Annotated in this window: 9 protein-coding genes; 5 read left to right on the top strand and 4 right to left on the bottom strand. The window is 63.3% G+C overall.

Annotated features, from left to right (window positions below; all coding sequences use genetic code 11):
- Positions 1–47 precede the first annotated feature (47 nt).
- From ileS to dld, 5 genes are all read left to right on the top strand, one after another.
- Complete coding sequence (gene ileS, locus GLS_RS06765) at positions 48–2,906, top strand: isoleucine--tRNA ligase (protein ID WP_041111658.1); 2,859 nt, start codon at positions 48–50, stop codon at positions 2,904–2,906.
- Complete coding sequence (gene lspA, locus GLS_RS06770) at positions 2,906–3,418, top strand: signal peptidase II (protein WP_011252803.1); 513 nt, start codon at positions 2,906–2,908, stop codon at positions 3,416–3,418. The genes ileS and lspA overlap by 1 nt, the downstream gene beginning before the upstream one ends.
- Before the next feature lie 65 nt (positions 3,419–3,483).
- Positions 3,484–4,056, top strand: coding sequence for a DUF3035 domain-containing protein (locus GLS_RS06775; protein ID WP_011252804.1), 573 nt, complete (start codon positions 3,484–3,486; stop codon positions 4,054–4,056).
- 88 nt (positions 4,057–4,144) lie between these two features.
- A complete protein-coding gene (gene mutL / locus GLS_RS06780) occupies positions 4,145–6,004 on the top strand; it encodes a DNA mismatch repair endonuclease MutL (RefSeq protein ID WP_080691908.1) in 1,860 nt (619 codons plus the stop codon).
- An 81-nt stretch (positions 6,005–6,085) separates the two neighbouring features.
- Positions 6,086–7,816, top strand: a complete 1,731-nt coding sequence (dld, locus tag GLS_RS06785; protein WP_041111659.1) for a D-lactate dehydrogenase — start codon at positions 6,086–6,088, stop codon at positions 7,814–7,816.
- Positions 7,817–7,834: 18 nt separating this feature from the next.
- On the opposite strand, the gene GLS_RS06790 is transcribed toward dld, so the two are convergent.
- The 4 genes from GLS_RS06790 to parE all read right to left on the bottom strand — a co-directional run bounded on the left by GLS_RS06790 (position 7,835) and on the right by parE (position 13,525).
- Positions 7,835–9,976: a TonB-dependent receptor gene (locus tag GLS_RS06790; RefSeq protein ID WP_041112740.1), complete on the bottom strand. Its 2,142-nt coding sequence runs from the start codon at positions 9,974–9,976 to the stop codon at positions 7,835–7,837.
- A gap of 114 nt (positions 9,977–10,090) precedes the next feature.
- Complete coding sequence (locus GLS_RS06795) at positions 10,091–10,513, bottom strand: DUF2946 family protein (protein WP_041111660.1); 423 nt, start codon at positions 10,511–10,513, stop codon at positions 10,091–10,093.
- A gap of 103 nt (positions 10,514–10,616) precedes the next feature.
- The gene (locus tag GLS_RS06800; RefSeq protein WP_041111661.1) at positions 10,617–11,507 is read right to left on the bottom strand and encodes an EamA family transporter; all 891 of its coding nucleotides are present in this window, start codon (positions 11,505–11,507) and stop codon (positions 10,617–10,619) included.
- 2 nt (positions 11,508–11,509) lie between these two features.
- Entirely contained in the window at positions 11,510–13,525 is a 2,016-nt protein-coding gene (parE, locus tag GLS_RS06805; protein WP_041111662.1) for a DNA topoisomerase IV subunit B, read from the bottom strand.
- Between the last annotated feature and the right edge of the window lie 26 nt (positions 13,526–13,551).

A 13,551-nucleotide genomic window follows, 5' to 3' on the forward strand; every position in this document is an offset into this window, starting at 1 on the left:
CATATAACCCACCCTTTGTGTGAATGACCGAAACTGGCTCGTCCCTCATGTCCGATAAGACTCCCGATCCTTCCGTCGCCGCCTTCAAGGAACAGCAGGACCGCTACCGCGATACCGTGTTCCTCCCCCGCACCGGTTTTCCGATGCGCGGCGGCCTGCCCAAGCGCGAGCCTGAAACGCTCGCCCGCTGGGCCGCTACGGGACTGGACGAAAAGATCCGCGAGGTCGGGAAGGGACGTACCGTCTTCACGCTTCATGACGGACCGCCCTACGCCAATGGTCACATTCACATCGGGCATGCCCTGAACAAGGTGATGAAGGACGTCATCAATCGCGCCCATCGCATGTCGGGGTATGAGGTCCGCTATCTTCCGGGTTGGGACTGCCACGGCCTGCCGATTGAATGGCGGATCGAGGAGCAGTATCGCAAGGCCGGCAAGGACAAGGATCAGGTGCCCCTGCTCCAGTTCCGCGCCGAATGCCGCCAGTACGCTGCCGAATGGGTGCAGAAGCAGGCCGAGGACTTCAAGCGCATCGGCGTTCAGGCCGAATGGGCCAACCGGTATGTGACGATGGACTTCAGCTCCGAAGCCAAGATCGTCGACGAAATCGGCAAGTTCCTGCTCAATGGCAGCCTCTATCGTGGCCTGCGCCCCGTCATGTGGAGCCCGGTCGAGAAGACGGCCCTGGCCGAAGCCGAGATCGAATATCACGACATCGACTCCACGACGATCTTCGTGGCCTTCCCGATCATCAAGGACCCGACGCCCGCCCACGCCCTGAACGGGGTTTCGGCCGTCATCTGGACGACCACGCCCTGGACCATCCCGGCCAACCGCGCGCTCGCCTACGGCCCGGACATCACCTATGTCGTCCTGCGCGTCGATGAGACGAACGAGAACAGCGTGGTTCCGCAGGGTGCCAAGCTTCTGGTGGCCGAGGATCGTGTGGACGCGTTCTGCACGGAGACGGGCATTACCGCCCATCACATCCTCTACACCCTGCCGGGCAACGGGCTTGAAGGCGCGGTCTGCGCCCATCCGCTTCGTGGCCGTGGCTATGAGTATGACGTGCCGATGCTGCCGGGCGATTTCGTTACGACCGATGCCGGTACGGGCCTCGTCCACATGGCGCCGTCCCACGGTCAGGACGACTTCATGCTCTGCCGCCAGTACGGCATCGAAGTCCCCGAACTCGTACAGGATGACGGCCGTTATGCTCCGTGGGTTCCGCATCTGGCCGGCATCCATGTCTTCAAGGCGGCCGATCCGGTCTGCGACCTGCTGACCGAAGCCCGCCAGTCCGCCGAACATGACGACGCCCCCGCCACCGGCCTGATGGCCCGCGGAACGGTCCGTCATTCCTATCCGCATTCCTGGCGTTCCAAGGCGCCGATCATCTTCCGCGCCACGCCGCAGTGGTTCATCGCGATGGATGGCGAGACGAAGCTGCGCGAAAAAGCCCTGAGTGCGCTCGACAACGTCACCTTCGTCCCCGAAGCCGCCCGCCGTCGCCTGACCTCCATGATCGAGCAGCGCCCCGACTGGTGCATCTCCCGCCAGCGCGCCTGGGGCGTGCCGATCGCGGTCTTCGTCGAGAAGCGCACCGGTGAAGTCCTGCGCGATGCGGCCGTCATGCAGCGCATCGTCGAGGCCTTCCGCGAAAAGGGAGCGGACGTCTGGTATGAAGCCGACCCGTCGCTTTTCTTGGGTGAAGGCCGGGATCCCGCCGATTACGAACAGGTCTTCGACATCGTGGACGTCTGGTTCGAGAGCGGGTCCACCCATCGCTTCGATCTGGGGCAGGAAGGTCTGAACTTCCCGGCCGATCTTTATCTTGAAGGTTCTGACCAGCATCGCGGCTGGTTCCAGTCCTCCCTGCTGGAAAGCGTGGGGACGATGGGTGTGGCACCCTACAAGGCGCTTGTGACCAATGGCTTCGTCATGGACGAGCAGGGCCGCAAGATGTCCAAGTCGCTGGGCAATGTCGTGGCCCCTTCGGACGTGACCGAAAGCCTTGGCGCCGACATCCTGCGCCTGTGGGTCCTGAACTCCGATACGAATGAAGATCTCCGCATCGGGCAGGACATCCTCAAGCAGCAGGGCGAACTCTATCGCCGTCTGCGCAATACGCTGCGCTGGCTGCTCGGCGCCCTGGACGGCTTCACGCCCGAAGAAGCCATGCCCTACGCCGATCTGCCGCCACTGGAGCAGTACATCCTGCACCGCCTGACCGAACAGCGCGGCCTGATCGCAAGTGCGGTCGAGACGCATCAGTGGGTTAGTGTCTATCCGGCACTGCACGGCTTCTGCACCACCGATCTTTCGGCCTTCTATTTCGACATCCGCAAGGACGCGATCTACTGCGACGCCCCGTCCGATCCGACGCGCCGTGCAGCCCGCACGGTGCTGGACGCCCTGCATCGCGCGCTCTGCACCTGGCTGGCGCCCGTCCTCGTCTTCACGGCCGAGGAAGCCTGGCAGGCCCGCTTCGGCGAGGAGGATAGCGTTCATCTTGCACAGTTCTTTGAGCCGGACGCCGAGTGGAACGACCCGGAACTCGGCAACCGCTGGGAAGACATCCGTGCCTATCGCCGCCTGATCACGACCGAGCTGGAAACGGCCCGCCGTGACGGCACGATCGGCTCCTCGCTCGAAGCCAGCGTCACGCTGCCTCTGTCGCAGGAAGAGGCCGGGATTTTCGGCGGGCTGGACTGGGCCGAACTGCTCATCACGTCCCATGCCGAAACCGAACTGCTGCCGGGTGACACGGCGCATGGCGGCCCGCAGGTCGAGCGTGCGCCGGGCCATAAATGCGCCCGCTGCTGGAAGGTTCTGCCCGAAGTGGGCGAGAACACCGAACATCCGGCGCTGTGCCGCCGCTGCATCGACGTGGTGAGTGCCTGATGTCCCTGTGGCATGAGGGCATGAGCCGCACAGGCCGCATGGTTCTGGGATTTGCCCTGCTGGTTCTGGTCCTCGTTCTGGATCAGGCCAGCAAGGACTGGATCCTTTATGTTTACCATCTGCCGGACCGGGGATCGGTCGAAATCCTGCCGTTCCTGAACTTCACGATGGTCTGGAACCATGCCGTGACGTTCGGCATGTTCGGCGGCCTCGGCAGCCGGGGACCGTGGATTTTCTGCGCGGTTTCCCTGATCGCCGTAGGGCTTCTGGTCTGGACCCTGACCCGCACGAAGCGCACGCTCGTGGCGGCGTCCTGTGGTGCGATTGCCGGTGGTGCCATCGGCAATGTCATCGACCGCCTGCGCTATGGGGCGGTTGTGGATTTCCTGCACGCCCATGCGTTCGGTTGGTCATGGTATGTCTTCAATATCGCGGATTCAGGGATCGTCTGCGGCGTCATCGTCTGGCTGATCGACTCCCTGCTCGCGGAACGTCAGGCCGCTGCCAAGTGATGCGATTGCGGAACTTGTTCCAATGGCTTGCCCCCGCGTCGCGCGGACTGTAGGAGTGTTGCATCATGATCGCGTCCCAGGGGCCCTCCATGCGCCGTAACCGTCTTTCCGTTGCCCGTCTCAGTGTCCAGATGGGTGCCATGGCTTCCGTCGGCCTGCTGCTTTCGGGCTGCTCGGGCGCCGATGTCTCACGCGCGATCGGTCTCGAACGGGCCATGCCCGACGAGTACACCGTCACGACCCGCGCTCCGCTCTCCATGCCGCCTTCCGAGCAGATGCAGCTCCCCGGTGCCGCAGATGCGCATCGTCCGGACGAAAGCCCGCGGATGCAGGCTCTCGAAACCCTGTCGCCGGATACGGCCCTGCATCCGGATTCCGGCAAGGGCAGCACCGGCCAGACTGCACTGGTCGGACAGGTGGACAAGTCCGCCAGCGCACCGAACAACGCCGAGCTTGGCGCGGCCGATGCCGGTTTCGTGGATAACCTGATGTTCTGGAAGGGCGGCAATGCCGGTTCTGTCGTCGATGGTGACGCCGAAAACCGCCGTATCCGCGAGAACTCGGCCCTGGGCCGCAATCCCGCAACGGGTGCGACCCCGACCGTCAGAAAGAAGAAGGCCTTCCTCGGCGTTCTCTGAAGTACCCTCCGTCCCGACTGCCCCTGATTGGGTGGACGGGACGGTCCTGTCTGCCGTCCGGCCCCTGTCCGGACGATGAGGAGGCATCGTGTCCGAGGCCCCGTCCTTTCCCCGCCCCACAATCCGTCGTCTTTCCGGCCATGTCATTGATCTGATTGCGGCTGGTGAAGTCATTGAACGTCCCGCCGCTGCGCTGAAGGAACTGGTGGAGAACGCCATTGATGCCGGGGCAACCCGCATCGTGGTCGCCCTGCGTGCCGGCGGGACGGACCGGATCGACGTCACCGACAATGGTTGCGGCATGACCCCGGTCGAACTGGAGTTGGCCGTCGAGCGGCACTGTACCTCCAAACTTCAGGACGAACGCCTCGTCCAGATCCGCACGCTGGGCTTCCGGGGCGAGGCACTGCCGTCCATCGGTGCCAGCGCGCGCCTGTCCATCACGTCCCGCACGCCGGAGTCCGATACCGCCTGGTGCATCCGGGTGGATGGGGGTGTCATCACGCCGCCCCAGCCTGCCTCCGGTCCGGTCGGCACGCGCATCGTTGTGACAGACCTGTTCTTTGCCACCCCGGCGCGGCGCAAGTTCCTCAAGAGTGCGCGTGTCGAAAGCAGCCATGCCGAATCCGTCATGCGTCGTCTGGCCCTGTCCGCGCCTCATTGCGCCATGCGCGTCCTGCTGGACGACAAGGTGCTGTTCGATTTGCCCGAGCAGAGCCCCATTGCTCGGGCAGCTTCCGTTCTGGACACGACTCCTGACACGCTGATCCCGCTCGACGAACAGCGCGGGGCCGTGCGTCTGTCTGGCTTCGCCTGCGGGCCGGCCCGCACCCGCGCCACCGGATCTGGGCAGTTCATTCTGGTCAACAATCGCCCGGTCACGGACCCCATGCTCCGGACCGCCATCCGCGTGGCCTACCGCCCCGTGATCGAGCGTGGCCGCTTCCCGGTCATGGCGCTGCATCTGACCGTGCCGCTGGAACGGCTGGACGTGAACGTCCATCCTGCCAAGACGGAGCTGCGGTTTGCCGACGAAGCCGAAATCCGGTCTCTCGTGATTGGCGGTCTGGGCCGGGCGCTGGGTCATGGTTCGAATGGCGGTGGTGGCATTCATGCGAGCTTCGGTTCGCGGCCGTCCATCGTCTATCCGCCCCGGCCGCCGGAGCCACGGGAAGCTCCGGCTTCCGTACCGCTACAGGGCAGCCTTCCGACCGGTTATGCTCCGCGATCCTCGCCTCTGCCGGACGCCACTCGGTCTCTGGTCCGACCGGGTTTTGCGGAAACGGACCCGGCTTTCGCCCCCGCTGCCCGTGCTCCGCAGCAGCCCGAAGCGCTCGATCCTGCATTCCCGCTGGGTGCTGCCATCGCGCAGGTCTTCGATACCTATATCCTGGCCCTCGCTCCTGATGGGGACCTCGTCCTCGTGGACCAGCATGCCGCCCATGAGCGCCTGACCCATGAACGCCTGCGCGAACAGTACGCCAATGGCGGCACGCTGCGGTCGCAGGCTCTGCTCCTGCCGGAAGTGGTGGACCTGCCGCGTCGCGAGGCGGAAGCCCTCATGGCCCGGGCCGAAGACCTGTCAAAACTGGGGATCGATCTTGAATCCTTCGGCCCCGGCAGTGTTCTTTTGCGCTCGGTGCCGGCCCTTCTGGGCGCTCAGGACATTCAGGGTCTCCTGAAAGATATTGCCGACGAACTGGCCAGTGATCCGGATCTGGACGCTGCCAGTACGGGAAGTTTCTCGCATCATCTGGATGCCATTCTCGCGCGCATGGCATGTCATGGTAGCATCCGTGCAGGTCGTCGCCTCAAGCCTGAGGAAATGGATGCCCTGTTGCGCGAGATGGAACTGACACCGCGTGCAAATACTTGCTCGCATGGACGGCCGACATGGCTCAAACTGACACGGCGTGAACTTGAACGTCTTTTTGGGCGCGTTAAATAACACGCAGGGTTGAAGAGCGGTTTCTTGCAACACCATGTTAGGACCAGCGGCGATCACTTTGGCGGCAGGAAAGACAACAGAATGTCAGCGTCACTAAAAGGCAGTTCCGAGGTCAGCAATGCCTCGCTCATCCACTCCCTGCGGGCCATTGTGGGCGCGCGGCACGTTCTGACGAAGCCGTCGGCGACCTACCGCTTCCGCAAGGGCTTCCGCTTCGGCATGGGTGACGTTGTGGCGGTGCTTCAGCCGGGCAGCCTGGTGGAACTGTGGCGCGCTGCGAAACTCTGTGCCGAAACGGGCCGGATCATCATCATGCAGGCCGCCAATACCGGCCTGACCGGTGGTTCTACCCCTGACGGCAACGACTATGACCGCGATGTCGTCATCATCAGCACGAACCGCCTGGACGGCATTCACCTGATCGGTGAGGGCAAGCAGGTCGTCTGCCTGCCGGGCTCCACCCTGCATGATCTGGAAGAAAAACTCGCTGCCATTGGCCGTGAGCCTCATTCTGTCATCGGCTCGTCCTGTATTGGCGCCTCGGTTCTGGGCGGCGTCAGCAACAATTCCGGTGGCGCGCTGGTGCAGCGTGGACCGGCTTTTACCGAGATGGCCCTGTTCGGCCAGATGGGCGAGGACGGCAAGCTCCACCTCGTCAACCATCTGGGTATCCGTATTGAAGGTAATCCCGAGCAGGTCCTTGCCGCCGTGCAAGCCGGTCAGCTTCCGGAAAATGCCATCGACTGGAAGGCCGGTCGTGGTCACGACGAGAACTATGCCATCCATGTCCGCGACGTGGACGCCGACACTCCCGCCCGTTTCAATGCCGACCCCAACCGCTGGTACGAGGCCGCGGGCTGTGCGGGCAAGCTGGTCGTGTTTGCTGTCCGTCTCGACACGTTCGAAGCCAACAAGAATCCGGGCGTGTTCTATATCGGGACGAACAACACATCCGACCTCGAAGACCTCCGCCGCCATGTTCTGACCCATTTCGACGAGCTGCCGATCGCCGGTGAGTACCTGCACCGCGATGCGTTCAATATCGCCGAAAAATACGGCAAGGATACCTTCGCGGTTATCCGCTATTTCGGCACGAAATACCTGCCGATGTTCTTCTCCATGAAGTCTAGGTTTGACGTTTTTGCGCAGCGCCTGCCCTTCCTGTCCGATCATTTCAGCGATCTGGCGATGCAGTTCCTCAGCCGCTTCCTGCCGAAACAGCTTCCCCAGCGCATGTGCGATTACCGCGACCGCTTCGAGCATCACCTGATGCTCAAGGTCTCCGCCCATATGACCGCACCCGTCCGCGCCTATCTGGAGCAGTGGGCCTCAAGCACGGGCGGTGCCTTCTTCGAGTGTACGCCGGATGAAGGCACACGCGCCTTCCTGCACCGTTTCGCCGCAGCCGGTGCGGCCGTGCGTTACCGTGCGGTCCATACGAAAACCGCTGAAGACATCGTGGCGCTCGACGTTGCCCTGCGCCGCAACGACCGTGAGTGGTTCGAGGTCCTTCCCAAGGAAATCGAAGACCGGATCATCGTCAAACTCTATTACGGCCACTTTTTCTGCCACGTGATGCACCAGGATTACGTGATCAAGAAGGGCTACAACGCCATGCAGGTGGAGCACGACATGCTCCCCGGACTGGATGCCCGCGGGGCGCGCTATCCGGCCGAACACAATGTCGGGCATCTCTACAAGGCGCCCGAGGAAATGGTTGCCCATTACCGCAGCCTTGATCCTTGCAACTGCTTCAACCCTGGCATTGGTTTGGCGACGAAGAAGCGGAACTGGGTTGCCGAGAGCGTCTGACGCGCTCCCGGTTCTCTTTCAGAATGCGGCGGTCAGGCTCATGTTGAAGGACCGCCCCATTCCCGGCAACGGCTCCAGAATGCCTGTGGCGTCGTAATCCCCCAGCGAGAGCCCGCCGAGGGGCAGGTAGTATCGCTGGTTCAGCACGTTCGCCAGTTCGGCATTGAGGGTGAAATACCGCCAGCGATAGCTCCCCCCAAGCCCCAGCAGCGCATAGCCCGGCGTGCGGGGCTCGTTGCGCAGCCAGTCCACGGTGTCCTTGGACTTCACGAGCGTTACTTCGACGCGTCCCGTCCAGTTCTCGTACGTCTCGTGCAGCCCGATCACACCATTCGTCGGCATCTGGTGATACAGGCCCGAATGCGTCACCAAATCCACGCCGCGGACCCAGTTGATGTTCCCGACAAGCTCGCCCCGTCCGTAAGCCGGCCTGTCCCAAAGACGTACGGACCCAGAGGCGTTGATGCCGTAGCTCTGGGCATTGTGGTTGACGAAACCCAGCATCGACAGCCCGTTCGAGAAGCTGCCCAGGCGGCGGACGTTAATGTAGTTGTGCGTGTAGGTGTAAAACGGCTGGATCTTCAGGTCCCAGCGCTGCATCGGGTTGGGGTCATGCCAGTCCACCGTCACGCTGGCCGTATTGGCGACTTCGGGCGACAGGTTCAGGTTCCCCACATAGCCGTTGCCATCGCCAAACCAGCCGGTCATGCGCGTCGCCATGCTGCCCATGCCCCAGGCATAACGCTCATACAGGTTCGGCGAGCGCGTCTTGCGGGCATAGCCACCTTCAATGGACAGGCTGTCCAGCGGCTTCCATCGCCCCGTTGCCGTGACATCGAAATTGACGTCCGTCCGGCCGCGTGACGCCTTGTTGAATGTCTCGGCTGCGGCAGCATCCGCCATCGACATCATGCTGCTCCAGGAATAGGGGGCGACCTTCCCCGTATTCATCATCACGACGTCATTGCGGAACCCGAGCTGCGTGGAAAAGCGTGGCAGCCACTGTGCATCCCATTCCACGAAATGGCCCAGCCGGTCCCGATGGCCGTTATTGATGTTGTGATAGGTGCCAGGCCCCATCATCGTGCTGCCCTGCAAAGGCGGCCACCAGTCGTTCAGCCCGTTATGATCGAAGGAACTGCCCAGCTTCAGCGTATGCTTCAGCCCGAGCGGAATGGTCGCCTTGATCGCATAAGCCGCCGTCCGCGCATCCGTGTTCATCGGCATACCCGTGGTGGCACTGTGACCGCCCTTGTCCGACAGCATGTCCATGACATGCGTCACCCGCTGCCACGACCCGCGCACATCCAGCGTGCCCCAGTTGAAGTCGCCCTTGTACTTGCCGTTCACGAAGGTCGAACGGTTGTTCGTCATGTCCATATACTGGTTGGGAAAGCCTTCATACGGGATGTCCTGCTGACCGAACGTCAGGGCCAGCAGATGATTGGCCTTCTTCACGCCCAGCGTCACCGCATGGTTGAAGCTCAGGTAATCCGTGGACCGCACGTGCTGTCCGTTTCCGCCAGCCTGATAGTCGCTGGCATGGGAATAGGACGCCGTATAGCGCAGACTGAACATCTCATTGGCGACGGTCAGGGACCCGGAAGCACCGGAGCCGCCGCCATTGCTGCGATAGTCGCCACGCACATGTCCGGTCACGAGGATATTGCCCGCTTTCGCAAAGAGCGGGTCTTTCCGCTCGATCTCCACGGTGCCGCCGATGCTGTCCCCGCCCAGACTGACGGGCGTGATGCCCGCAATCGCCACGGCGCGGGACACGCTGTCCGGATCGACATAGGACATGGCCGGGTTCATGTGATTCGGGCAGGCCGCATCAATCCGCATCCCGTCCACGAGTGTGGCCACTCGGTCATCGGCCATGCCGTTCAGGACGGGTAGGGCGGAAACACCCCCTGCGGAATAGGTGCTGTAGCCCAGTGCATGGTCCAGAAGATGCGCCGTATCCGCGCTGGTTGTCCGGGGCTGGCGCACACCATTGACGGTCAGATGTTCGGCTTTGCCGGCTTCGACGGAGCCCGGCTGGGGCAGGGTTTCCTGAGCAGAGGCCCCTGAAAAGGCGCTCAGGGTCAAAATGATGGCCGCCAGGTACGGGCGCACGTGAGGTGCACCGCCTGCGCGGGGGCTGAAAAAGGGGAGCATGATCCGCATCCTCGACTGGTCTGAAATCCAGTCACGGCGAATCACGTCCTGAAGAGCCGCCCGAAACGGGCAGACCGCAGGAAGTCCCGTCCTCCGCCATGACCACGATGGGGGTCAGACGAGGCGAGGTGGTCCCCGGGACGGTGGAAGCAGACGCCAGATCGCAGGCGGCGCGCGTGGTGTGCCCGGGTGTTGCCGGATCTGACGGCTTGTGGTCCTACGGGCGGGCACGAGGGGCAGACTGGCCAGGATGACCGCAAGCAGTTGCAACAGCGGACAGAGCGGGCAGGTGCCGTCATGGGAATGGTGGTGGTGATGCTGTCCGGCCGTCGTTCCGGGCATGGGCCCGGTCATCACCATGGGTGACGGCGCAATGTCGATCCCCGTCAGGCGCTCGATCGTCGCCCGCGGACTTTCTTCGGGATAGGCACATCCCTGAAGGACCAGCTGCCCCAGAAATCCCAGAAGAACCACGGCGATGACTGCAAGCGCAGACAGACCGGACCGTTGGTTCGAGGAGGGAAAGAGGCGGGACATGACGTCCGCATCTGGCGCGCGTGTCGCAGGCCGGTCAAGGGAGCGAAATACGGCCCATCCCTATATTTCTGTCAGTTTTCAGCCGATTATTGCTCAGGCGGGATCAGTGGAGCGGCTTCTGGCGCCCTGTCAGGACATTCCCGGCCGATGCCGCCGCGATGCACAGAACGCCCATCCAGCGCATGATGGACAGCGCCTCATGCAGGAAAATGAATCCTGAAAGCGCACCCAGCATCGGCTCCATGCTCAGCAGGATTCCCAGCTCGCGCGGGTTCAGGGTCCGCATCGCCATCATGTCCAGAATATAGGGCACGGCCGAGGAGAGGACAGCGACGCTCAGCGCGGCTCCCCCCTGCCAGGGATGGGTCAGTACCGTCGGGATCGTCGGAATCAGGCAGGGCAGCAGCAGAATACCTGCCGTGCTCATGCCCAGAGTGGTGGCGACGGGGGCGGGGAACATCTTGCCCATGCGTGTGCCGGTCAGGATATAGACCACCCAGCCACACCCACTCAGCAGGGCCGCGGCCACGCCAAACAGATTGAGCGAGGACAGGCCAATCGTCGCTCCCTCGGGCCGCAGCAGCAGGAAAAGCCCCAGAACCACAAGCCCCGCCCAGCACAGATCCAGCCATCGGCGGGATCCAACCAGTGCCAGCGTCAGAGGGCCTGTGAATTCAAGGGCGACAACAACGCCCAGCGGCAGCCGGACCAGTGCCACATAGAAGCAGAAGTTCATGACCGCGACAGCGGCGCCATAGGGCAGAAGCAGTTTCAGACGTTCGACAGTTAGCGAACCGCGTGTCGGCCGCCAGATGCACAGCAGGATCACGGCCGCCAGACACACGCGCAGCCCGACCATGCCGGTCGGACCGAACAGGGGAAACAGCCCCTTTGCCAGCGTTGCGCCGATCTGAAAGGAGGAAATCCCTCCGATCAGACATCCGACGGCCTTGAGCTGGCTATGAGACTCCGTGGAACTGGCCGGTGACGACACGCTCAGACGTCGAGCTCGTCAACGGATCGGGCATGTTCCTGAATGAAGCGGAAGCGCAGCTCCGGCTTGCGGCCCATGAGGCTTTCGACACGCTCACTGGTCGCCAGACGGTCCTCGGCCGGGGTGATGACCCGCAGAAGCGTGCGACGGGCCGGATCCATGGTCGTTTCCTTGAGATCCTTGACCGGCATCTCACCCAGGCCCTTGAACCGGGAGACCTCGACCTTCGCATTCGGCTTGAAGTCGGCCTTGATGCGACGGACGCGGTCCTGATCATCCATCGCATAGACCGTCTTGGGCCCATGCGTGATGCGATAGAGCGGCGGCTGTGCCAGATGCAGATGTCCGTGACGGATCAGCTCCGGCATCTCGCGATAGAAGAACGTCATCAGCAGCGAGGCGATATGCGCCCCGTCCACGTCAGCATCCGTCATGATGATGACGCGCCCGTAGCGCAGGCGGCTGATATCGAACGAGGCCCCGATGCCGCAGCCAAGAGCCTCGGTCAAATCCCGGAGTTCCTGATTGGCCCGCAGCTTGTCGGTTGTGGCGGATGCCACGTTGAGGATCTTTCCACGCAGCGGCAGCACAGCCTGCGTTTCACGATCACGGGCCTGACGTGCCGAGCCACCGGCCGATTCGCCCTCCACGAGGAACAGCTCCGTCTCCGCCGCATTTTCGCGCGTGCAGTCCGTCAGCTTGCCCGGGAGACGTAGCTTGCGCGTCGCGCTTTTACGGGCCGTGTCCTTGACTTCACGACGGCGCAGCCGCTCTTCCGCCCGCTCGACCATGAAGGCCAGCAGGGTGTCGGCCTGTTGCGGGTTGCCGCCCAGCCAGTGATCCACACGGTCGCGCAGCGCGCCTTCAACCAGTCGGGAGGCTTCCTGCGAGGTCAGCTTGTCCTTGGTCTGGCCCTGGAACTGCGGATCACGGATGAAGACCGACAGCTTGGCCGCCACGGAACCAAGGACGTCCTCGGCCGAGATCGCCGCAGCCCGCTTGACCTTGCGCTGGTCGCCCCAGGCGCGAAGCCCTTTGACCAGAGCCGCCCGGAACCCGGCCTCATGCGTGCCACCCTGCGGCGTGGGAATCGTATTACAGAACGAGGAAAGCGAGGCTGTACCGCTCTCAAGGAACGCTACCGCCCATTCCACGCGTCCGCCCGTGCGACCGTCTGCCGCAATCGGCAGCTCGACATCGCCGGCCCAGATCGGCGTCAGCAGATCCGGATCCGGCCCGAGCTCTGCCGAAAGGGCGTCTTCCAGACCGTTGGGGAACTGGATGGTGGCTTCGACCGGCGTCTCGTCTCCGGCCTTGATAAGAGACGGCTCGCATTTCCACTGGATCGTCACCCCCCGGAACAGCGCCGCCTTGGAGCAGCACATCCGGTAGAGGCGCGCCGGGGAAAAGTGGTGGTTGCCGAAGATTTCCGGGTCGGGTGTGAAACGCACCGTCGTGCCACGGCGGTTGGGCGCATTGCCAACTTCCGCCAGCGGCGCCAGCGAGACACCGCGCACGAAGTCCTGCCGGTACAGCGTCCGGTCCCGCGCGACCTCGACTTCCAGCTTCTCGGACAGCGCATTGACGACCGAACTGCCGACGCCGTGCAGGCCGCCGGAGGTGTCATAGGCCTTGCCGGAGAACTTTCCGCCCGCATGCAGCGTGGTGAAAATCACCTCAAGCGCGGATTTCTTGGGAAATTTCGGATGGGGATCGGTCGGAATACCACGGCCATTGTCCCGCACCATGAGCGTGCGCGGGCCTTCCAGCCGGACGTCGATGGTCGTGGCGTGCCCCGCCACCGCCTCATCCATCGCATTATCAAGGATTTCGGAGGCCAGATGATGATATGCGGTATCATCCGTGCCACCGATATACATGCCCGGACGGCGCCGGACGGGCTCAAGCCCTTCCAGCACCTCGATGTCGTGGGCGCCATATTCCGTGTCGACTGTCCCCTTGCGGGTGCCGCCGGCCCGGGTTTTGCCTGTCTTTCCTGACTCGAACAGATCGCTCATGTCTGCGTTGTCGCCGTCCCGTCACG

The sequence above is a fragment of the Gluconobacter oxydans DSM 3504 genome (assembly GCF_000583855.1).
In the GTDB taxonomy this organism is placed as follows: Bacteria; Pseudomonadota; Alphaproteobacteria; order Acetobacterales; family Acetobacteraceae; genus Gluconobacter; species Gluconobacter oxydans.

Bases quoted from the DNA above. Each gene is read 5' to 3' on its own strand.
- ileS (WP_041111658.1), top strand. From the start codon at position 48: ATGTCCGATAAGACTCCCGATCCTTCCGTCGCCGCCTTCAAGGAACAG.
- lspA (WP_011252803.1), top strand. From the start codon at position 2,906: ATGTCCCTGTGGCATGAGGGCATGAGCCGCACAGGCCGCATGGTTCTG.
- GLS_RS06775 (WP_011252804.1), top strand. From the start codon at position 3,484: ATGATCGCGTCCCAGGGGCCCTCCATGCGCCGTAACCGTCTTTCCGTT.
- dld (WP_041111659.1), top strand. From the start codon at position 6,086: ATGTCAGCGTCACTAAAAGGCAGTTCCGAGGTCAGCAATGCCTCGCTC.
- GLS_RS06790 (WP_041112740.1), bottom strand. From the start codon at position 9,976: ATGCTCCCCTTTTTCAGCCCCCGCGCAGGCGGTGCACCTCACGTGCGC.
- GLS_RS06795 (WP_041111660.1), bottom strand. From the start codon at position 10,513: ATGTCCCGCCTCTTTCCCTCCTCGAACCAACGGTCCGGTCTGTCTGCG.
- parE (WP_041111662.1), bottom strand. From the start codon at position 13,525: ATGAGCGATCTGTTCGAGTCAGGAAAGACAGGCAAAACCCGGGCCGGC.